We start from the raw sequence: 20,590 nt of genomic DNA, 5'->3' as shown, positions 1-20,590 counted from the left end.
TCAACGAACCCGGAGGGGCGTTGTGAAGACCTCGCACCGCATGGCGGGAGCGGCCCTGGCCGTTCTCACGATGACGGCCCTGACCTCGTGCGGCTCCGGCTCGAGCGGCGGTTCAGGACCGGCCGAAGACGGCTCGGTCACGCTGAAGTTCCTCGTCGACAACAGCCTCGGGACCACCGCCACCGCCAAGGCGCTCACGGACGCCTTCATGCGGGCCAACCCCAAGATCAAGATCGAGACGGAGACGCGGCCGGGAGGCAGCGAGGGCGACAACATCGTCAAGACCCGCCTCTCCACGGGCGACATGTCGGATGTGTTCTGGTACAACTCGGGCTCGCTGCTCCAGGCGCTCAACCCCGCGCAGACCATGGTCGACCTCACCGGCGACCCGGTGCTGGCCGGCGTGCGGAAGGACTACCTGCCGGTGGTGAGCCAGGAGGGCAAGGCGTACGGCGTCCCGGCCGGCACGCTGACCGGCGGCGGCATCCTGTACAACCGCAAGATCTACGAACGGCTCAAGCTGGAGGTCCCCACGACCTGGGCCGACTTCATGGCCAACAACGAGAAGATCAAGGCGGCCGGGATCACCCCGGTGATCGGCACGTTCAAGGACACCTGGACCTCGCAGCTGTTCGTGCTCGGCGACTTCTTCAACGTGCAGGCGGCGGTGCCGGGCTTCGCCCGCGACTACACCGCCAACAAGGTCAAGTTCGCCGGCACGCCGGCCGCGCGAGCCGGGTTCGAGCACCTGGCCGAGGTGCACGCCAAGGGCTACCTGAACGAGGGCTTCGGCTCGGCGACCAACGACCAGGGCGTCAAGATGCTGGCCGAGGGCAAGGGCGCGCACTACGCGATGCTCAGCTCCGCCCTGCCGCCGGTGATCGCCACGCTGCCGCAGGCGGCCACGGACGTCGGCTTCTTCGGCATCCCGGGCACCGACGCGGCCCGCAACGGCGCCACGGTCTGGGAGCCGGCCGCCGTCTACATCGCCAGGACCAGCGAGAACGTGGAGGCGGCCAAGAAGTTCCTGGCCTTCGTCGCCTCGCCGCCGGCCGCCGAGGCGGTCACCGCGGCCGTCCCGCCGACCGGGCCGTACCGGATCACGGGCGCCGAGCTGCCCGATGACGCCATCCAAGCCGCCAAGGACCTGCAGACCTACGTCGACCAGGGCGCCACGGCGCCGGCGCTGGAGTTCGTCTCGCCGGTCAAGGGCCCGTCACTGGAGCAGATCACCGTCGCGGTCGGCTCCGGGCTGACGCCGCCCGCCGAGGGGGCCGCCCAGTACGACAAGGACGTGGAGAAGCAGGCCAAGCAGCTGGGTCTCGCGGGGTGGTGACCAGCCAGCACGCCGGGCCCCGTACGGGGTCCGGCCCGGCCAGGGCCCCCGGCCGCGCCTCGCGCCGCCGCGACGCGGCCTACCCGTACGCGCTGTACCTGCCCGCCGCCGTCGTCTTCGGGGTCGTCTTCCTGGTGCCGACGGCCATGGCCTTCTACTTCGCGCTCACCCGGTGGACGTTGTTCGACAGCACGTTCGTCGGCCTGGACAACTTCCGCGACTTCCTGGCCGAGCAGAACCTCAGCATCGGCTTCGGCAACACGCTGTTCTACGCGGTGCTCACCAGCGGGCTGAAGGTCGTCCTCGGGCTGCTGCTGGGCGTGCTGCTCACCTCGCGGCTGCGGCTGCGCGGCTTCCTGCGCTCGGTGGTGTTCTTCCCGACGCTGGTCTCCACGGTCGCCGTGGGCATCACCTTCAGCATGCTGCTCAAGCCGGACACGGGCCTGGTGAACGAGGCCCTGGCCGTGGTGGGCGTGGACGGGCGCGACTGGCTCGGCGACGCCGCCACGGCGCTGCTGTCGGTGGCGCTGGTGGACGTGTGGAAGGGCGTGGGCCTGGCCACCGTCATCTACATCGCCGGCATCATGTCGATCCCGGCCGAGTACTACCAGGCCGTGGCGGTGGACGGGGGCGGCGCCTGGCACCGCTTCCGGCACATCACGCTGCCGCTGAGCCGGCCGGCCACGTACTCGGTGATCATCCTGTCGTTCATCGGCGGGCTGCGCTCGTTCGACCTCATCTGGACGATGACCCGCGGCGGGCCCGGCTTCACCAGCGACACCATCGCCTCGATCATCTACAAGCAGTACCAGGCCGGCTTCTTCGGCCTGTCCACCGCGGGCAACGTGCTGCTCTTCCTCGTCGTCACGGTCATCGCCGTGCCGCTCAACCATTTCCTCGGCAAGAGGCAGGTGGCCGCATGAGGGCGCTTCGCCGGCTGGGCGCGGAGACGCTCACGCTGGTCCTGGCCACGGTGATCTTCCTGGTCCCGTTCGCGTTCATGCTGCTGACCGCGGTCAAGGACCAGACGCAGGCCACCGACCTCGACTTCGCCTGGCCGACGAGCTGGCCGATCGTCGAGAACTTCGTCGCCGTGGTGGAGGCGCGCGACTACGTGCTGCTGCGCGCCTACGTCAACAGCACCGTGATCACCGTCGCCTCCGTGGCGCTGCTGGTCGTCTTCGCCTCGATGGCCGCGTTCGTGCTGCAGCGCCGTCCGGGCCGGGTGTCCAGGGTGGCCGGCTTCTTCGTGCTGTCGGGGCTGATCATCCCGCCGGCGGTCGTGCCGACCATCTGGCTGCTGCAGGCGCTCGGTCTGTTCAAGACGCTGCCGGGGATGATCCTGGCCGAGGTGGCCTTCCACCTGTCGTTCGCGATGCTGCTGTTCCGGGCGTTCATCGCGGCGATCCCGCGCGAGCTGGACGAGGCCGCCCAGATCGACGGCTGCGGCGGCCTGCGGCTGTTCTTCCGCGTCGTCTTCCCGCTGCTGCGGCCGGTCACCATCACCGTCGTCCTGGTCAGCTCGGTGAACATCTTCAACGACTTCGTCAACCCGCTCTATCTGCTGCCAGGCGACGAGAACGCCACCGTGCAGGTCACGCTCTACAACTTCCAGAGCCAGTACAACACCCAGTGGAACCTTTTGTTCATGGACATCGTGCTCATCACGATCCCGCCGCTGCTGCTGTTCGTCTTCTTCAACCGCAAGATCGTCGCCGGTATGACCGCCGGCGCCGTCAAGGGCTAAGGAGCGCCTTGCCACACGTCAGCACACCCACGTTCGAACACCACGACGACCTTCTCGGCATCGGCGAACCCGCGCCCCGCCTGTCCTGGACCGTGACCACCGAGCTGCCCGGGTGGCGGCAGGCGGCGTACGAGATCGAGCTGAGCGACGGCACCGCCACCGGCCGGGTCGAGTCGCAGGACTCGGTGCTCGTGCCCTGGCCGGGCGCGCCGCTGAGGTCGCGCGAGCGGCGCGGCGCGCGGGTGCGCGTCCACGGCGCCGACGGCTCGGCCGGCGCGTGGAGCGACTGGTCCTACGCGGAGGCCGGGCTGCTGGATCCGGCCGACTGGCGGGCGCGCGCCGCCGCGCCGCCCCTTGAGCTGCTGGGCGAGCCCGACGGGCCCGCGCCGCTGCTGCGCCGCGGCTTCGCCGTCCGCGGCCCGGTCGAGCGGGCCCGCCTGTACGTCACCGCGCACGGCACGTACGAGATCGAGCTCAACGGCCGCGTGGTCGGCGACGACGTGCTCGCCCCCGGCTGGAGCACTTACGGCCACCGGCTGCTCTACCGCACCCACGACGTGACCGGCCTGCTGCGCGAGGGCGGCAACGCCCTCGGCGCCACCCTGGCCGACGGCTGGTACCGGGGCCGCCTCGGCTTCAACGGCGGCAGGAGCGGCGTGTACGGCGACCGCACCGCGCTGATCGCGCAACTGGAGATCACCTACGCCGACGGCACCACGGACGTGGTGGCCACCGACGGCTCCTGGCGCTGCGCGGCCGGTCCCGTCACGGCCGCGAGCCTGTACGACGGCGAGCACCACGACGCCCGCCTGCTCCCGGCCGGCTGGTCGGAGCCCGGCTTCGACGACTCCTCCTGGCTGCCCGCCGACGTGCTCCCCCACGACGCCGCCCGGCTCGTCGCCCCCACCGGCCCGCCCATCCGCAGGACCGAGACGCTGCGCCCGGCCGCGATCCTGACCGGCCCGTCCGGGGAGACCATCCTCGACTTCGGCCAGAACCTCGCCGGCCGCCTGCGCGTGCGCGTCCAGGGCCCCGCCGGGCACACGATCACCCTGCGCCACGCCGAGGTCCTGGAGGACGGCGCGCTCGCGGTGCGGCCGCTGCGCGGCGCCGCCGCGCTCGACCGCTACACGCTGCGCGGCGACGGCCCTGAGACGTACGAGCCGCGCTTCACCACGCACGGCTTCCGCTACGCCCAGATCGACGACTGGCCGGGCGAGCTGGACCCCGGCGACGTCGAGGCGGTCGTCTGCCACACCGACATGCGCGCCATCGGCGACTTCGCGTGCTCCGACCCGCTGCTCAACCGGCTGCACGACAACGTGCGGTGGAGCATGCGCGGCAACTACGTCGGCCTGCCCACCGACTGCCCGCAGCGCGACGAGCGGCTCGGCTGGACCGGCGACATCCAGGTCTTCGCCCCTGCCGCCGCGTTCCTCTACGCCTGCGCGGGGCCGCTGACGTCGTGGCTCGCCGACCTGGCGGCCGACCAGTCGGAAGCGGGCACCGTGCCGCACTACGTGCCGTGGGTGGAGCTGAAGCCCGGCCTCACGCCCGCCGCCGCCTGGGGCGACGCGGCCGTGCTCGTCCCATGGGTGCTCTACGAGCGCACCGGCGACCTGGGCGTGCTGGCCGCCCAGTACGCGAGCATGACCGCGTGGGTGGACCAGATCGCCTCGCTCACCCACGACCATCTGTGGGACGAGGGCTTCCAGTTCGGCGACTGGCTCGACCCCGCCGCTCCCCCGGACCACCCCGGCCGGGCCCGTACCGACCACGCGCTCGTCGCCACCGCCTGCCACGCCTGGACGGCCCGCGTCCTCGCCCGCGCGGCGGAGCTGCTCGGCCACGCCGGCGACGCCGCCCGCTACACCGCCCTCGCCGACGAGGTGCGGGCGGCCTTCCGCCGCGAGTTCGTCACCCCGTCGGGCCGGCTGGCCTGCGACACCCAGACCGCCTACGCCCTCGCCCTGCACCTGGACCTGCTCGACGGGCCCGGGCAGCGCGAACGGGCCGGGCGGCGGCTGGTCGAGCTGGTCGCCGCCGACGGCCACCGCATCGGCACCGGCTTCGTCGGCACCCCGCTCGTCTGCGACGCCCTGTGCTCCGTCGGCGCCTACGACACGGCCTACGCCCTGCTGACGCAGCGCGAGTGCCCGTCGTGGCTGTATCCGGTGACCATGGGCGCCACCACCGTCTGGGAACGCTGGGACAGCATGCTTCCCGACGGCCGCGTCAACCCGGGCGAGATGACCTCCTTCAACCACTACGCCCTGGGCGCGGTGGCCGATTTCCTGCACCGCACGGTGGCCGGCCTGGCCCCGGCCGAGCCCGGCTACCGGCGCCTGCGCGTCGCGCCGCGTCCCGGGGGCGGGCTGACGCACGCCTCGGCCCGGCTCGACACGCCGTACGGGCCGGCCGCGGTCTCCTGGACCTTGGACGGCGGCACGCTGACAGTCACGGCCACCGTGCCGCCGGGCACGTCGGCGCTGGTGGAGCTGCCGGGGGCGGAACCGCGGGAGGTGGGGGCGGGCACCCACACGTTCGTGGGCTGACGGCCCGGCGTCAGGCGCGGTGGTACTGGGCGGGGGCGGCGACCTCGCCGCCGAGCTCCCCGGCGGCGCGGCGGGCCCAGTACGGGTCGCGCAGGAGCTCGCGGCCGAGCAGCACCGCGTCCGCCCGGCCCGAGGCGACGATCTCCTCGGCCTGGGCGGGCTCGGTGATCAGCCCGACCGCCGCCACGGGCATGCCGACCTCGTCGCGGACCCGCTGGGCGAAGGGCACCTGGTAGCCGGGGCCGGTCACCACCTTGGCGCCGGGGGCGTTGCCGCCGCTGGAGACGTCCAGCAGGTCGACGCCGCGGGCGTGAAGGTGCTTGGCGAAGCGTACGGTGTCGTCGGCCGTCCAGCCGTCGCGCCCGTCCTCGGGGTTCTCGGTGAGCCAGTCGGTGGCGGAGACGCGGAAGACGACGGGCAGGTCCTCGGGCCACACCGCGCGGACGGCGTCCACGACCTCCAGGGCGAGGCGGATCCGGTTCTCGAACGAGCCGCCGTACCCGTCGGTGCGGTGGTTGCTGTGCGGGGAGAGGAACTCGTGGATGAGGTAGCCGTGGGCGCCGTGGATCTCGGCGACCTCGAACCCGGCCGCGAGCGCCCGCCGGGCGGCCTCGGCGAACTGCCCGACGACCGCGCCGATGCCGTCCGCGGTGAGTTCGCGCGGCGTCGCCGACTCCGGGCCGAAGGGGACGGCGCTGGGGCCGATCGGGGTCCAGGCGTGCGGCTCGCCGGGCTTGAGCGGGCGGCCCTGGTCGACCCAGGTGCGTTCGGTGGACGCCTTGCGCCCGGCGTGGGCGAGCTGGATGGCCGGGACCGAGCCCTGCGTCTTCAGGAACGCGGTGATGCGGCGGAAGGCGTCCACCTGAAAATCGTTCCAGATGCCGAGGTCGTAGGGTGAGATGCGGCCTTCAGGGCTGACGGCGGTGGCCTCGGTCATGACCAGCCCGGTGCCGCCGGAGGCGCGGGCGCCCAGGTGGACGAGGTGCCAGTCGGTGGGCGCGCCGGCCGTCTCCCCCTCGGGCGCGGCACTGTACTGGCACATCGGGGCCATCCAGATCCGGTTGGGGATGGTCAGCGCCCTGAGGTCGTAAGGGGTGAACAGGGAGGCCACGGAGATGCTCCTCGTCTGAAGCCAGTTGTCATTTACTTGCACACGCCTTCTATTTATATCTGCGACTAGCCGCGCACGCAATTTCCCTCGCTCGTGGCCGGAAAAGCGCGAGTCGCTATCTTGGCCCTGTGATCCGCGCTGTGGTGCTCGATGTCGACGACACGCTCTGCCTCACCGAGGCCGCCTGCTTCGAACTGGAGAACGACGTGCTCGCCCGCCTCGGCCGGGAGCCGATGTCCCGGGACGCCCACGTGGCCACGTGGGGGCAGCCTCTGCTCCAGGCGATGCCGCAGCGCTCGCCCGGCCTCGACCTCGACGCCTTCGCCGCCGTCTATCCGCAGGTGCTCAGGCAGTACGTGGCGGCCGGCCGGCTGGACGTCGTCGCGCCGGAGAACCTCAGGGCCCTCGACGAGCTCGCCGCCGCCGGCCGCGCCCTCATGCTGCTGACCTCGCGCACCGAGGCGGAGATGGAGCACCTGATGGCGCCCGGCCACGCGCTGGCCGGGCGGATCGCCGCCGTCTACCACGCCGGCAACGTGCGCTTCGGCAAGCCCGACGCCCGCGCCTTCGACGAACTGCTGGCCGCCACCGGCCTGGACCCCCGGCAGTGCCTGTACGTGGGCGACTCCCCCGGCGACGCCCAGGCCGCCAACGGCGCGGGCCTGCGCTTCGCCGCCTGCATGCAGAGCGGCCTGCGCCGGCGCGCGGACTTCGGCCCGCACCGCGTGGACGCCTTCATCGACGCCTTCCCCGAGGTGGTGAACGCGGTCGCCCTCCTGGAAGACGGCTGCGATCATCGTACGGATGGAGGAGAACTGCGTCTTCTGCGAGATCACCGCTGACCGCGCTCCCGCCTACCGGGTGCTGGAGGACGAGCACGCGGTGGCGTTCCTGACCATCGCCCCCGCCGCCCCCGGCCACACGCTGGTCGTACCGCGCGAGCACGCCCGGGACCTGTGGGACCTGCCGGAGGCCGCCTTCACCGAGGTGGCCCGGCTGGCGCATCGCGTGAGCGCCCTGCTGCGGGTGGCGCTGGCCCCGGACGGGATGTCCGTCACGCACGCCACCGGGCAGGCGGCGGGGCAGGAGGTCTTCCACTTCCACGCCCACGTCGTCCCGCGATGGCACGGCGACGACGCCCGGGTGATGTGGAACTGCCGCCGCGCTTCGCCGCGAGAGCTGCGGGAGGTGCTGGAACGGGTCGGCGCGGCGCGGGGCCGCTAGCGCTCGGGGCGCTCCGGGTTGCACTGTGCAACTTTTGCATATTGCTATGAACGAGGCTCATCTCTCCCGCGTATCTCTTGGTGACCAGCGCCGCAGGACGGCCCCATCCCCGACTCCCGGAAGAGGTGGCGGTGCATGCGAATCCGCCGAAGCCGTCGCGTAACCATCGTCTGTGGTCTCGGCCTGCTCTGCTCGACGAGCGCCTGCGCCACCTACACGCCGACGCCCGTCTCGGACGTGGCCGCCATCAGCACCGCCACCGCCGGCATCACCGCGGAGCCTGACGACCCGGCCTCCTCCCCCGCCGAGAACGCCGAGAACGCCGAGGAGGAGAAGCAGGCCGCGACCCGGCAGACGGAATGGGGTCCCCTGTCGGAGGCCGACCAGGAGCTCGTCCGCAAGGTGCGGCTGGCCAGCCTGTGGGAGATGCCCATCGCGCAGGACGCGGTGCAGCGGGCCAGTATCACCAAGGTCCGCGAGGCGAGCAAGACGATCGCGTCCCAGCACCACACCCTCGACCGCCAGGTACGGGAGGTGGCCGCGAAGCTGGAGATCAAGCTGCCGGTGAAGCCCACGACGCAGCAGCAGTCCTGGATGTCCGACATTTCCAGCAAGTCGGGGGCGCAGTACGACGCCACGTACGTAAAATGGCTGCGTCTGGCCCACGGCCAGATCTTCGGCCTGATCGGCGCGGTCCGCGGCAGCACCCAGAACACGCTGATCCGCCGCTTCGCCGAGCAGTGCAACAGCGCGGTGCTCAACCACCAGCGCCTGCTGGAGAGCACCGGCCTGACCACCCCGGCGAGCTTCCCCTCCCCGCCCGCCACCTGACGCGGCTACCGCTGCAGCCGCACCTCGGCGTCGGCGGGATTCTCGCAGGAACGGGACTGCGCGTCGGCGCAGACGTATTCCCCCGACGACAACATCAGCACGATGCCCATCATGAAGACGGCACAGGTCAGCAGCATCAGCATGAGCCACACCTGGAGAGCGCCGTCCCGCCCGTGAGGCCCCCGCCTGCGCGCGGAGGATCCGGACAGCAACGCGTCGAGTTCGGGATCCTCCCTCGACAGGCGCGCGTCCATCTCCTCGAGTGCGCGGCTTTCCTCTCCGGAAAGGCCCATGTCTCACATCCCTCGGCGGCCGGTGACTGACCATTCTCAACCGCACTCAGCATGACGCATGAAACGAACCTTGCACACTGCAATAAAGCTGTGATCCTCGGCGCGGGTCAGGCGTGCTCCCAGACGTACTCGGCGACCTGGGCATGGGTGGCGTACCAGACGCCGTCGTGCGCGGAGATGTGCTCGACCAGCTCGCTCAGCGCGGCCATCCGGGAGCGGTGACCGATGACGTGCGGGTGCATGGTGAGCTGGAACAGGCCGCCCTCTTCGAAGGCGGCGTCGAACTCGTCGCGCCAGATCCCGGCCAGCTGCCGCGGCGGCGTGTGCGGCCGGCTCCCCGCTTGGCGGTCCATCGTCAGGTACGGCGCGTCGTCCCTGATCCACTCGACCGGGATCTCCACCACGCCGGTCGGCTCACCCTCGGCCAGCAGCTCGTACGGCTCGTCGTCGGCCATGAGCGAGGAGTCGTAGCGCAGGCCCAGCTCGCGGGTGATGGCGAGGGTGTGGTCGGAGAAGTCCCACGACGGGGTGCGCAGGCCCACGGGGCGGGTGCCGGAGAGCCGTTCCAGGGTGTCGGCGGCGCGCAAGGCCAGCTCGCGCTCGTCGGCCGGGGTGAGCAGCAGGTTGCGTTCGTGGATCCAGCCGTGCAGGGCGACCTCGTGGCCGGCGGCGACGTAGTCGCGCACCTCGCCGGGGTGCAGCAGTGCCGAGACGGCCGGCACGAAGAACGAGGCGGGGATGCGGTGGCGTTCCAGCAGGCGCAGGATGCGCGGGGCGGCGGCGCGGGAGCCGTACTCGCCCTGGGAGAGCCGGCCCGGCCGGGTCTCGCCGTCGCGCAGGGGGAGCGTCTCATGGTCGGAGCCGAAGGAGAGGGCCACGGCGACGCGGGCGCCGCCGGGCCAGGTGCGGGGGCTCAGGCTCCGGCCGGCACACACGCGCTCGACGTGGCCGCGCCAGGTGGGCTCGTCCCACTGCCAGGGCTGCTGTCCGGTCATGACGGGGTCTCCGTTCGTGGAGGGCTCAGGCACGTTCGAGCGTCGTGAGCTGGAGGGTGACGTCGTCGGGGCCGACGATGACGATATCCCCATAAATCCGGCGAACTTCACCAAAGGGGACGGGGTGCTGCATCCGTGCGGGATCCACCTGGCACGCCCTTCTCCTGCCGATCACCCCCGTCACGCTTTTCCGGAATTCAGGTCGGCGTTGTGCCGCGTGCCGGCCCTCGGCCACCGGTAAAAGCGAATTGTCGCCGCCGACTTTCCAGCGGCGGACAGTAGCGCGCCCTTCTAGCAGGGAACAACGAGCTGGTCAAGCCAGGCCGGGCACCACCTCCCGCCATGAAGGGCGCCATTTCGCGTGGCATTCTTTCCACGCGACCTCACGACGGAAATGGCGGCTCCAGTCCCCCGAATTGCGGAAAGCCCTCTCCTGATCGCGAATTCGCCTCGAACTACAATCGCTGGCGTGAGAAGGAACCTGCCCCGCCGGTGGGCGTGCCTCGTCCTGGGCGGGGCGCTGCTGATGCCGTACATGATGGTCGGGGTGCTGCTCTCGGGCCTGGTGCACGGCCGGCCGGCCGACGTGCTGCTGCCCCTTGAGGTGGGCGTGTTCGTCGCGATGCTGCCCGTGGTGGCCGTGACCGGGCTGTTCCTGCCGGTGCGGGCGCTGGAGCTCAACGCGGCGCAGGGCCTGCTCGGGGCGCGGGTGGAGACGCCGCCGCGGCAGGCGGGCAGGTCCTGGCAGGAACGGCGGCGCACCGCCGCCTGGTTCACGCTGCACCTGGGCGTCGGGGGCGTGGTCAGCGGCTGCACGCTGGCGATCGTGCCGTTCACGATGTTCACGCTCGTGCTGCCGTTCACCGGGGGAACGAGGATGCTCGGCATGGACGTCGGCCCCGGCTGGCCCGCCGTGGGCTGGACGCTGGCCGGGCTGGCGCTGCTGGCGGCGCTGGTCGTCCTCGCGGCGGGCGCGGGTGAGCTGCTGGCCAGGCTGGCGCCCGTACTGCTCGGCCCCACCCCCGCCGAACGGCTGGCCGCCGCCGAGGAGCGGGCCAGGACGCTGGCCGAGCGCAACCGGCTGGCCCGCGAGCTGCACGACTCGGTGGGGCACGCGCTCAGCGTCGTCACCTTGCAGGCCGCCGCCGCGGGAAAGGTGCTCGACCGCGACCCCGGCACGGCCAGGACCGCGCTGGCCGCGATCGAGCACTCGGCCCGCGCCGCCCTGGAGGACTTGGACCACGTCCTCGGCGTCCTGCGTCACGAGGCGCTGGGCGAGGGCGCGCTTGACGGGGAGGCGGGCCGGCGCGGGCCGCAGGCGACGCTGGCCGATCTCGGCGCGCTCGTGGACGCCTCGGGGGCCGAGGTGCGCCAGGACGTGGGCGATCTGTCGGGAGTGCCGGCCATGGTGTCGCGGGAGGCGTACCGGATCCTGCAAGAAGCCCTGACCAACGCGATCAGGCACGGCCACGGCCCCGTGCGCCTGACCGCCGCCGTCGAGGACGGCGAGCTGTGCCTGGAGGTCGCCAACGACGGCCGCCGCGCCGGCACGTCCCTGACCGGAGGCAGAGGCGTGGCGGGCATGCGCGAGCGAGTACGGCTGCTGCGCGGCGACCTCCAGGCGGGCCCCACGGAAGGCGGATGGCAGGTCACCGCCCGCCTCCCGCTACGGTCGAGCGCATGACACTCAGAGTCGTGATCGCCGACGACGAGGCCCTCATCCGGGCCGGTCTGCGCGTCATCCTCGACGCCGAGCCGGACCTCACCGTGGTCGGCGAGGCCGCCGACGGCGCCGCGGTGGTGCCCGTGGTCCGCCGCGAGCGGCCCGACGTCGTCCTCATGGACGTGCGCATGCCCGCCCTCGACGGCATCCGCGCCACCGAACGGCTGATGGCGCTCGACGAGCCGCCCAAGGTGCTGGTGGTGACCACGTTCGAGAACGACGATCACGTCTACGACGCGCTGCTGGCCGGCGCCAGCGGCTTCCTGCTCAAACGCACGCGACCGGACGACCTGGTCCAGGCCGTACGACTGGTCGCGTCGGGCGAGTCGCTGCTGTTCCCCGCCGCGATCAGGCGGCTGGCGGGCCACCGCGCCCCGAGCCGATCCCCCGGCCGCGTGCCCGGCATCGACCGGCTGACCGGCCGCGAGGGCGACGTGCTGCGCCTGATGGCCAAGGGCCTGTCCAATCACGAGATCGCGACGGACCTGGTCGTCAGCCAGGAGACGGTCAAGACGCACGTGGGCAACGTGCTGGCCAAACTGGGCGCCCGCGACCGCACGCAGGCCGTGATCGCCGCCTACGAGTCGGGCTTCGTCTCCCCGTCCGAGCAGGGGTGACGCGTCCGGTCAGGGACGGATGCCGCCGCGCCGCATGAGCTCGGCGACGGGCAGGACGGTCGCCTCCGCCGCGCTCAGCCCGGTGGCGGCCAGCGCCCGGTCCACCAGGTTCAGGCCCACCGCATATCCCGACATGTCGGGAATGCCGCGCGGTTCCTGCCCGAAGCGCCGCATGGCGCTGTCACCCAGCACGTACGCCGACGTGTGCTGCATCCCGGCCAGATCGAAGTCCGCCATGATCAGCTCGTACGCCCGGTCGAACTCCTCCCCCGTCACCATCGACGACCACGGCCCCATCGCCTCGGCCCCCGACAGTTCCCTGACGAACGCCTCGGCCAGCCCCTCGGCCACCACGTGCTCGCCGACGGTCACCGTGGCCGGGTTCCACTCGACGTTCGTGTAGCGCACGTTGTGGTGGAACTCGTGCACCGCCAGGTGGCAGATCCGCCCGAGCACCTCCTCCGACGGCCAGGCCAGCAGGTAGAGCCAGCCGGGCGCGCCACCCATGCCGTAGTAGCCGCCGGCCGTCGTCATCAGGTGCTCGTTGTCCGGGTTGCCCATCATGAACATGATCTGCAGCGAGTCGGCCTGCTTGGCCGCGTGCAGCCGCTCGGAGGCCCGTTCCAGCTCCCGGCGCACCTGCCCGAGCACGTCGGTCTCGATCATGCGCCGGACGGCGGGCAGGTAGCGCGGGTCGTCGGTGTCGACCAGGAAGCCGCCACCCTGCTGGTGGATGTCGACGATGTCGCCGGGCATCGGGATCACCTCGCGGATGGGCGCCAGCACCTCCCGCAGCAGGCCGGGCCGCCGCTCCAGCGGCTGCTCCAGCAGCTCGGCCATCGCCGTCAGCGTGTCGTGAACGATGAATTCCATGCCGGCGACGCTAAAGCCTCACGTTACGTGAGACTCAAACCCATTAACCGAGCCGTCACAGCGGCGCCTCGTCCCCCGGATCCTCCCCGGGCGAACGGCCAGGCGTGCTCGGCCCGCTCTGGCTCGGCGAGGGCGACTGCGACGGCGAGGGCTGCGGCATCGGCGTCTCCGGCGTCGGCGGCGGCGTCGGCACGAACACCGTGGGCGGCAACTGCCTCGGCTGCGGCTCGCTGTCGCGCCGCCCGAACAGCATCACCAGCAGGATGGCCGTCACCAGCAGGAGCAGCAGCACCAGGGTCAGCGCCGCCAGCAGCACCCGCTTGCGCGTCTCGGTCAGCGGCCGCGGCGGGCGCCCGGGACCGGGCAGCGCGGGCGCGCGGTCGGTCAGCCAGTACGGGACGAAGTCGGGCCCATGGGCCGCCCCGATGAACGTCCCGCCCACCATGACCGGCTCAAGGAACCACTCGGCCCCCGGCTGCCCCGGCGCGTAAGGCACCGCCACCCACGGCGCCCGCCCGCCCTCATAGGCCAGCACCTCCGGCGCGCCGTCCAGCACCGCGCCCCGCGAGCGCCCAGGACGCCCCAGCCGGCCGCGCAGCCCGGAACGCTCCCGCCCGCCGGCCTCCCTGATCGCGGTGACGAACCGGTCGCGCGCCGCGGCGTCGTACGCGGCCCCCCTGGTCAGCACGGCCAGCGACACGGCACGCCCGTCGGGCGACTGCGCCAGGTAGACGAACCCGGCGGGAGCCGCGTGCAGGCGCGCCTGCACCACGTAGGGACCGAGCCCGGGCGGATCACCGTACTGCAGGGGACTTGCCACGTTTGCCATGAAAGCACAGACGTGGCGTCGTGCACGTTTGCGGCGCGTTTGGTGGAATGGCGTCATGAGCGTCGCCGAAGAGTTGCCAGGCGGAAACGACGCGGCACTGCTGCGTCAGAGTCTCGACGAGGTCCGGCGTGTCATCGTCGGACAGGACCACATGGTCGAAAGACTCGTCGTGGCCCTGCTCGCGCGCGGGCACTGCCTGCTCGAAGGGGTGCCGGGCGTCGCCAAGACGCTCGCCGCCTCCACCCTGGCCACCGTCGTGGGCGGCACGTTCGCCCGGATCCAGTTCACCCCCGACCTCGTGCCGAGCGACATCGTCGGCACCCGCGTCTTCCACCCCTCCAACGAGAAGTTCGATGTCGAGCTCGGCCCCGTGTTCGTCAACTTCCTGCTGGCCGACGAGATCAACCGCGCCCCCGCCAAGGTCCAGTCGGCGCTGCTGGAGGTGATGGCCGAGCGCCAGGTCACCCTGGCCGGCGTCACCCACCCGCTGCCCAGGCCGTTCATCGTGCTGGCCACCCAGAACCCGATCGAGTCCGAGGGCGTCTACCCCCTGCCCGAGGTGCAGCGCGACCGGTTCCTGTTCCGGGTGCGGGTGCCGCATCCCAGCGCCCACGAGGAGCTGGAGATCCTGCACCGCATGAGCGTCACCCCGCCGGTCCCCGAGCGGGTGCTCGACCCCGCCCGGCTGCTGGCGCTGCAGCAGGCGGCCGAGCAGGTCTCGGTGCACCAGCTCGTCGCCGACTACGTCGTGCGGCTGGTCATGTCCACCCGGGCCCCCGCCGAGTACGGGCTGGCCGACCTCACCGAGACCATCGAGATCGGCGTCAGCCCCCGCGCCACCCTGGGCCTGGTCTCGGCCGGGCGGGCCCTGGCCCTGCTGCGCGGCCGCGACTACCTGCTGCCCGACGACGTACGCGACGTCGCCGTGGACGTCATGTCCCACCGGCTCATGCTCACCTTCGACGCCCTGGCCGACGGCGTCGACCCCGAGCAGGTCGTCAAGCAGATCCTGCACGCCGTACCCCCGCCCCTCGTCGTCTGGAACCAGAACCGTTGACCACCACCGCTGAGCAAGCCCTGCGGCGGCTCGAACTGACCGTCACCCGCCGCCTCGACGGGCTGCTGCACGGCGCCCACCAGGGGCTGCTGCCCGGCACCGGCAGCGAGGCCGGCGACAGCCGCGTCTACGTGCCCGGCGAGGACGACGTGCGCCGCATGGACTGGGCGGTCACCGCCCGCACCACCATCCCCCACGTGCGCGACCTCATCGCCGACCGCGAGCTGGAGACCTGGGCGCTGGCCGACCTGTCCCCCAGCATGGACTTCGGCACCGCCGACAGCGACAAGCGCGACCTGGTCGTGGCCGCCGTCGGCGCGCTCGGGTTCCTGTCCAGCCGGATGGGCGACCGCTTCGGCGCGCTCGTCCTGCACGACGAGTACGTGCACCGCATGCCCGCCCGCACCGGCCGCCCCGCCCTGTACGGGCTGCTGCACTCCCTCATGGACGCCCCCAGAGGCCGGATCGTCGAGGACCCGCCCGACCTGGCCGAGGGCATCGAGGTGCTGTCGGCCACCCGCAGGCGGCGCGGCATGCGGGTGATCGTCTCCGACTTCCTCGACGCGCAGCCCGACCTCGACCCCGACGCCGAACGGCCGTGGGAGCGCCCCATCAGACGGCTCGCGGCCCGCCACCAGGTGCTGGCGGTCGAGATCATCGACCCGCGCGAGCTGGAGCTGCCCGACGTCGGCCGGGTCGCGTTCGCCGACCCCGAGACCGGGAAAGTACGCGAAGTGCACCTCTCGCCAAAAATCCGGCACGCGTACGCGGAGGCGGCCGCCCTCCAGCGCGAGGGCACCCGCCTGGCCCTGCGCCGCGCCGGCATCGCCCACCTCGTCCTGCGCACCGACCGCGACTGGGTGTTCGACGTCGCGCAGTTCGTGCTCCGCCAGCGGCGCACGAGCCACCTAGCCCACCGGAGGCCCTCCGCATGACATTCCTCGCCGCGGGCTGGCTGTGGCTGTTCGTCCTGGTGCTGCTGCTGGCGGCCGGCTACGTCCTGTCGATGTTCGCCCGCCGCCGCTACACCGTGCGCTTCACCAACCTGGCCCTGCTCGACCTCGTCGCCCCCGCGGGCCCCGGCTGGCGCCGCCACGTCGCCCCCGGCCTGTTCCTGCTCATGATGTCGCTGCTCGTCGTCGGCGCCGCCAAGCCCGCCGACGAGGTACGCGTCCCCCGCGACCGCGCCACCATCATGATCGCCCTCGACGTGTCCCTGTCCATGGACGCCGACGACGTCCAGCCCGACCGCATCAGCGCCGCCAAGGCCGCCGCCCAGGCGTTCGCCAAGGAGCTGCCCGACCGCTTCAACGTGGGCGTCGTCTCCTTCGCCCGCTCGGCCAACGTCGTCATCTCCCCCACCACCGACCACCAGGCCGTGGTGACCGCCATCGGCAACCTCACCACCCGCCCCGGCACCGCGATCGGCGAGGCCGTCTTCAACGCGCTCGACTCGCTGCGCTCCTTCGACCAGCAGGCCGCCACCGACCCGCCGCCGGCCGCCATCGTGCTGCTGTCCGACGGCGACAACACCTCGGGGCGGTCGGTCAACGAGGCCATCGAGGCCGCCCAGCAGGCCCGCGTACCGGTCTCCACGATCGCGTACGGCACCCAGGAGGGCACCGTCTCCATCGACGGCAGGCCCGTGAACGTCCCGGTCAACAAGCAGACCCTGCAGTCACTGTCCGACGGCACCAGCGGCCGCGCCTACACCGCCGAGTCCGGCAGCGAGCTGCGCGAGGTCTACGAGCAGATCGGCACCTCGCTCGGCTACAAGCTGGTCAACCAGGAGATCACGCAGTGGTTCATCGTGGCCGCGATCCTGGCCGGAGTGCTGGTGGCGGGCGCCGCGGTCCTGTTCGGTTCACGGATCCCGTAACGTTTGGCGACGTGGCGCACTACTTCTCCGAGGAGCCGGGAGCGGCGAGCAGGCCGGGGCGGGTCGATCTCGTCCTGCCCGACCTGCATCTGCGGCTGGAGACCGACAGCGGCGTGTTCTCGCCGGAACGGGTCGACGTCGGCACCCGCGCGCTGCTGGAGAGCGTGCCGCCGCCGCCCCAGGAGGGCGACCTGCTCGACCTGGGCTGCGGCTACGGGCCGATCGCGCTCACCATGGCCTCCCGGGCGCCGGAGGCGAGCGTGTGGGCCGTGGACGTGAACCGGCGTAGCCTGGAGCTGACCGAGCGGAACGCCAAGGCCGCCGGCCTTTACAAAGTAAGATCGATGCACGCCGACGACATGCCGGACGACGTGCGGTTCCGGGCCATCTGGTCCAACCCCGCGATCCGCATCGGCAAGCCGGCCCTGCACGAGATGCTCACCAGGTGGCTGACCCGGCTGACGCCCGACGGCGTGGCCTACCTGGTCGTCCAGAAACACCTCGGCTCCGACTCCCTGCAGCGCTGGCTCGGCGAGCAGGGGTGGCAGGCCTCACGCGAGGCCAGCCGGGCCGCCTACCGGATACTGAAGGTGACCCGTTGAGAAGGCAACTGCGCCCCACCGACGTCAAGCGGCTCAACCGCACCTGGCGCAGGAACACCGGCAACCGCCTCGGCCTCATCGTCGAGTCGGTCACCGGCCCGTTCAACGTCGGCTCGATCTTCCGCAGCGCCGCCGCGTTCGGCGTGAACGAGATCTGGCTGGCGGGCAACGCCACCCCGCCCACCAACCCCAAGGCGGGCAAGACCGCGCTCGGCACCGAGCGCCTGGTCACCTGGCACGAGGCGGTGCCGGCCACCGAGGCGGTCAAGGCCGCCAGGGAAGAGGGCTACACCGTGCTGGCCATCGAGCTGACCGCGGAGGCGAGGCCACTGCACCGGGCCGACCTCGACCGCGACGTGTGCCTGGTGGTCGGCAGCGAGGACCACGGCTGCTCCCCCGCCCTGCTCGACGCCGTCGACGGCGCCTGCTACATCCCGCAGGTCGGCCGGGTGGGGTCGTTCAACGTGGCGGTGGCAGCGGCCATCGCGCTGGCCGAGGCGCGCCGCCAGGAGTGGCAGAATCTCCCCGATTCGTAACCTCACCGTTCATCAGGGAAGGGCATACTTCCAGTCGTGCTGAGCCGCCGATTCGCCTTCCTCGACCATCCAGGGCCGCTGGCCTTCGCCCACCGCGGCGGAGCGGCGGAAGGCGCGGAGAACTCCGCCGCCGCCTTCGAGCGGGCGGTCGCGCTCGGTTACACCCATCTGGAGACCGACGCGCACGCCACCGCCGACGGCGTGCTCGTGGCCTTCCACGACCACACGCTCGACCGCGTGACCGACGGGCGTGGCCGCATCTCCGAGCTGCCCTACCAGGCGGTCAGGAGAGCCCGCATCGGCGGGGTGCACGAGATCCCGCTGCTGGAGGACCTGCTCGGCACCTGGCCGGAGATCCGGTTCAACATCGACGTCAAGGAGGCGGCCGCCATCGCCCCGCTGGCCGAGGCGATCAGGCGGACCAACGCCTACGACCGGATCTGCCTGACCTCGTTCTCCGACGAGCGCCTCGCGCTGGCCAGGGCGGCGCTGGGCAGGGAGGTGTGCTCGGCGCTCGGCCCGCGCGGCGTGGCCGCTCTGCGGGCCGCCGCCGCCACCTCCGGCTACGGCCGCCTGCTGGCCCGCCTGTCGCGCGCCGGAGTGCCGTGCGCGCAGGTGCCGGTGGGCTTCCGCGGGCTACGGGTCACCACCCGGCGCCTGATCAGCACGGCGCACGCCATCGGCATGCAGGTGCACGTGTGGACCGTCAACGACCCCGCCCGCATGGAGCACCTGCTCGACCTGGGCGTGGACGGCATCATGACCGACAACGTCACCGGCCTGCGCGGGGTGCTCGAACGGCGCGGCCAGTGGCATCCCGGCAGCATGGCCGCCTGAGAGAGTCCCCTTCCCCCGGCCCCCGGCCGCCCGCATAGGAGCCACACGACATCATGCCCGTACCCGCACCCCCCGCGGACCTCGACGACTCCCCGGCGGCCCGCCGGCGTGAGCAGCGCGGCTGGTACCTCTACGACTGGGCCAACTCCGCCTTCTACACCACGATCATCTCGGTCTTCCTCGGCCCCTACCTGATCCCGGTCGCCAAGACCGCCGCCTGCGCCAAGGACTTCCCCGGCGTGGCCGCCGCGACCTGCGTCGACACCTTCGACCAGCTCGTGGCGGACAATCCGGGCCTGGGGTACGTCGACGTGCTGGGCGCCGACATCCGGCCGGCCGCGTACTTCGGGCTGATCACCACGGTCGCGGTGTTCCTGCAGATCGTGTTCCTGCCCATCGTGGGCGCGCTGGCCGACCACACCGGCCGCAAGCGGGAGATGCTCGGCGTCTTCGCCTACCTCGGCGCGCTGGCCGCGATGTCGCTGTTCTTCGTCGAGGGCGACCGCTACCTGCTGGGCGGGGTGCTGTTCATCCTGGCCAACGTGGCCTACGGCGCCTCTGTCGTCGTCTACGACTCGTTCCTGCCGCAGATCTCCACCCCGGAGGAGCGGGACAGGGTGTCGTCGCGGGGCTGGGCGATCGGCTATCTGGGCGGCGGCCTGCTGCTGGCGCTCAACCTGGTGCTCTTCCTGCAGCACGAGAGCCTCGGCCTGACCCAGGGCATGGCGGTGCGGATCTGCATGATGTCGGCGGGCCTGTGGTGGGCCACGTTCACGATCTTCCCGCTGCTGCGGCTGCGCAACCGGCCGGTGCCCGCGCACGAGAGCACGCCGCTGCGCTCGGTCGGCGGCAGCTTCCGCCAGCTCGGCCGTACGCTGTCGGAGCTGCGCCGCTATCCGCTGACGCTGCTGTTCCTGGTCGCGTACCTGGTCTACAACGACGGCGTGCAGACGGTCATCGGCAACAGCGCCGCCTTCGCCTCCGAGGCGCTCAAACTGGACCAGACGGTGCAGATCACGGCGATCCTCATGGTGCAGTTCGTGGCGTTCTTCGGGGCGCTGCTGCTCGGGTGGTTGGCGCGCGGCATCGGGACGAAGCGCACCGTTCTGGCCAGCCTGGTGGTGTGGACGGCGATCGTGGCGATGGCCATGTTCGTGGCCGAGGGGCAGGCGCTGCAGTTCTACCTGATGGCGTTCGCGATCGCGATCGTGCTGGGGGGCACGCAGGCGCTGTCGCGCTCGCTGTTCTCGCAGGTGATCCCCAAGGGGCGGGAGGCCGAATACTTCAGTCTGCTGCAGATCAGTGACAAGGGGTCGGCGTTCATCGGCTCGCTCACGATCACGATCACGCTGCAGCTCACGAACAGTTACCGGATCGCCATCCTGTCGATGGTCATCTTCTTCGTGCTCGGGTTCGTGCTGCTGGCCATGACGAACCTGCCGAAGGCCATCCGGGCGGCGGGCAACGAGGTGCCGGGGCGGGTCTGACCTGGTGTCCCGGGCCGGCTGAGCCGCGTCCCGAGCGCCCGGCCGGCCTCAGCCGGGC

The 20,590-nt window shown here is 71.9% G+C and carries 22 protein-coding genes; 16 read left to right on the top strand and 6 right to left on the bottom strand.

The window, feature by feature from the left end:
- The first annotated feature begins 22 nt into the window (after nt 1–22).
- The 4 genes from AB0C28_RS08910 to AB0C28_RS08895 are packed head-to-tail and all read left to right on the top strand — an operon-like array spanning nt 23 to nt 5,638.
- Complete coding sequence (locus AB0C28_RS08910) at nt 23–1,336, top strand: extracellular solute-binding protein (protein ID WP_357842580.1); 1,314 nt, start codon at nt 23–25, stop codon at nt 1,334–1,336.
- The gene (locus tag AB0C28_RS08905) at nt 1,333–2,259 is read left to right on the top strand and encodes a sugar ABC transporter permease (protein WP_358073502.1); all 927 of its coding nucleotides are present in this window, start codon (nt 1,333–1,335) and stop codon (nt 2,257–2,259) included. The genes AB0C28_RS08910 and AB0C28_RS08905 overlap by 4 nt, the downstream gene beginning before the upstream one ends.
- The gene (locus tag AB0C28_RS08900; RefSeq protein ID WP_358073501.1) at nt 2,256–3,083 is read left to right on the top strand and encodes a carbohydrate ABC transporter permease; all 828 of its coding nucleotides are present in this window, start codon (nt 2,256–2,258) and stop codon (nt 3,081–3,083) included. Before AB0C28_RS08905 ends, AB0C28_RS08900 begins: the two co-directional genes overlap by 4 nt.
- Before the next feature lie 8 nt (nt 3,084–3,091).
- Nucleotides 3,092–5,638 (top strand): glycoside hydrolase family 78 protein, encoded by a 2,547-nt coding sequence (locus AB0C28_RS08895; RefSeq protein WP_358073500.1) that lies wholly within the window; start codon nt 3,092–3,094, stop codon nt 5,636–5,638.
- A 10-nt stretch (nt 5,639–5,648) separates the two neighbouring features.
- Here AB0C28_RS08895 and AB0C28_RS08890 read toward each other — a convergent pair whose 3' ends face one another.
- Nucleotides 5,649–6,749 (bottom strand): NADH:flavin oxidoreductase/NADH oxidase, encoded by a 1,101-nt coding sequence (locus tag AB0C28_RS08890; protein WP_358073499.1) that lies wholly within the window; start codon nt 6,747–6,749, stop codon nt 5,649–5,651.
- Between the two features lie 128 nt (nt 6,750–6,877).
- Between AB0C28_RS08890 and AB0C28_RS08885 the strand changes: the two genes are divergently transcribed.
- The 3 genes from AB0C28_RS08885 to AB0C28_RS08875 all read left to right on the top strand — a co-directional run bounded on the left by AB0C28_RS08885 (nt 6,878) and on the right by AB0C28_RS08875 (nt 8,804).
- A complete protein-coding gene (locus tag AB0C28_RS08885) occupies nt 6,878–7,591 on the top strand; it encodes an HAD hydrolase-like protein (RefSeq protein WP_358073498.1) in 714 nt (237 codons plus the stop codon).
- Complete coding sequence (locus AB0C28_RS08880) at nt 7,554–7,973, top strand: HIT domain-containing protein (protein ID WP_357842563.1); 420 nt, start codon at nt 7,554–7,556, stop codon at nt 7,971–7,973. Before AB0C28_RS08885 ends, AB0C28_RS08880 begins: the two co-directional genes overlap by 38 nt.
- Before the next feature lie 135 nt (nt 7,974–8,108).
- Entirely contained in the window at nt 8,109–8,804 is a 696-nt protein-coding gene (locus AB0C28_RS08875; RefSeq protein WP_357842560.1) for a DUF4142 domain-containing protein, read from the top strand.
- A gap of 5 nt (nt 8,805–8,809) precedes the next feature.
- On the opposite strand, the gene AB0C28_RS08870 is transcribed toward AB0C28_RS08875, so the two are convergent.
- The 3 genes from AB0C28_RS08870 to AB0C28_RS08860 form a co-directional block, all read right to left on the bottom strand.
- On the bottom strand, nt 8,810–9,097 hold the full coding sequence (locus AB0C28_RS08870; protein ID WP_357842557.1) for a DUF3040 domain-containing protein: 288 nt from the start codon (nt 9,095–9,097) through the stop codon (nt 8,810–8,812).
- Between the two features lie 107 nt (nt 9,098–9,204).
- Nucleotides 9,205–10,092 carry a polysaccharide deacetylase gene (locus tag AB0C28_RS08865; RefSeq protein WP_358073497.1) on the bottom strand — a complete coding sequence of 296 codons (888 nt, stop codon included), beginning with the start codon at nt 10,090–10,092 and terminating at the stop codon, nt 9,205–9,207.
- A 25-nt stretch (nt 10,093–10,117) separates the two neighbouring features.
- A complete protein-coding gene (locus AB0C28_RS08860; RefSeq protein WP_358073496.1) occupies nt 10,118–10,327 on the bottom strand; it encodes a hypothetical protein in 210 nt (69 codons plus the stop codon).
- A 234-nt stretch (nt 10,328–10,561) separates the two neighbouring features.
- Here AB0C28_RS08860 and AB0C28_RS08855 point away from each other — a divergent pair, with 234 nt between their 5' ends.
- Entirely contained in the window at nt 10,562–11,776 is a 1,215-nt protein-coding gene (locus tag AB0C28_RS08855) for a histidine kinase (protein WP_358073495.1), read from the top strand.
- Nucleotides 11,773–12,432 carry a response regulator transcription factor gene (locus AB0C28_RS08850; RefSeq protein WP_358073494.1) on the top strand — a complete coding sequence of 220 codons (660 nt, stop codon included), beginning with the start codon at nt 11,773–11,775 and terminating at the stop codon, nt 12,430–12,432. The genes AB0C28_RS08855 and AB0C28_RS08850 overlap by 4 nt, the downstream gene beginning before the upstream one ends.
- A 9-nt stretch (nt 12,433–12,441) precedes the next feature.
- Here the strand turns inward: AB0C28_RS08850 and AB0C28_RS08845 are convergent, their stop codons facing one another.
- Both AB0C28_RS08845 and AB0C28_RS08840 read right to left on the bottom strand, forming a co-directional pair.
- Nucleotides 12,442–13,305, bottom strand: a complete 864-nt coding sequence (locus AB0C28_RS08845; RefSeq protein ID WP_357842545.1) for a DUF2268 domain-containing putative Zn-dependent protease — start codon at nt 13,303–13,305, stop codon at nt 12,442–12,444.
- A gap of 55 nt (nt 13,306–13,360) precedes the next feature.
- A complete protein-coding gene (locus AB0C28_RS08840) occupies nt 13,361–14,134 on the bottom strand; it encodes a hypothetical protein (protein WP_357842542.1) in 774 nt (257 codons plus the stop codon).
- Between the two features lie 55 nt (nt 14,135–14,189).
- On the opposite strand from AB0C28_RS08840, the gene AB0C28_RS08835 reads away from it, so the two are divergent.
- From AB0C28_RS08835 to AB0C28_RS08805, 7 genes are read left to right on the top strand one after another with little or no spacing between them, the layout of a single operon-like run.
- Nucleotides 14,190–15,191 (top strand): MoxR family ATPase, encoded by a 1,002-nt coding sequence (locus AB0C28_RS08835; RefSeq protein ID WP_357842540.1) that lies wholly within the window; start codon nt 14,190–14,192, stop codon nt 15,189–15,191.
- Nucleotides 15,188–16,126: a DUF58 domain-containing protein gene (locus AB0C28_RS08830; protein WP_358073493.1), complete on the top strand. Its 939-nt coding sequence runs from the start codon at nt 15,188–15,190 to the stop codon at nt 16,124–16,126. Before AB0C28_RS08835 ends, AB0C28_RS08830 begins: the two co-directional genes overlap by 4 nt.
- A complete protein-coding gene (locus tag AB0C28_RS08825) occupies nt 16,123–17,070 on the top strand; it encodes a VWA domain-containing protein (protein WP_357842534.1) in 948 nt (315 codons plus the stop codon). The genes AB0C28_RS08830 and AB0C28_RS08825 overlap by 4 nt, the downstream gene beginning before the upstream one ends.
- Before the next feature lie 11 nt (nt 17,071–17,081).
- On the top strand, nt 17,082–17,672 hold the full coding sequence (locus AB0C28_RS08820; protein ID WP_357842531.1) for a methyltransferase: 591 nt from the start codon (nt 17,082–17,084) through the stop codon (nt 17,670–17,672).
- Entirely contained in the window at nt 17,669–18,208 is a 540-nt protein-coding gene (locus tag AB0C28_RS08815; RefSeq protein WP_357842528.1) for a TrmH family RNA methyltransferase, read from the top strand. The genes AB0C28_RS08820 and AB0C28_RS08815 overlap by 4 nt, the downstream gene beginning before the upstream one ends.
- A 39-nt stretch (nt 18,209–18,247) precedes the next feature.
- Nucleotides 18,248–19,045 carry a glycerophosphodiester phosphodiesterase family protein gene (locus AB0C28_RS08810; RefSeq protein ID WP_357843097.1) on the top strand — a complete coding sequence of 266 codons (798 nt, stop codon included), beginning with the start codon at nt 18,248–18,250 and terminating at the stop codon, nt 19,043–19,045.
- A gap of 53 nt (nt 19,046–19,098) precedes the next feature.
- Nucleotides 19,099–20,532: an MFS transporter gene (locus AB0C28_RS08805; protein WP_358073492.1), complete on the top strand. Its 1,434-nt coding sequence runs from the start codon at nt 19,099–19,101 to the stop codon at nt 20,530–20,532.
- Nucleotides 20,533–20,590: the final 58 nt, after the last annotated feature.

The organism is Nonomuraea sp. NPDC048892 (assembly GCF_040649735.1).
Classification (GTDB): Bacteria; Actinomycetota; Actinomycetes; order Streptosporangiales; family Streptosporangiaceae; genus Nonomuraea; species Nonomuraea maheshkhaliensis.
This window is presented reverse-complemented; position numbering and strand designations above follow the sequence as displayed.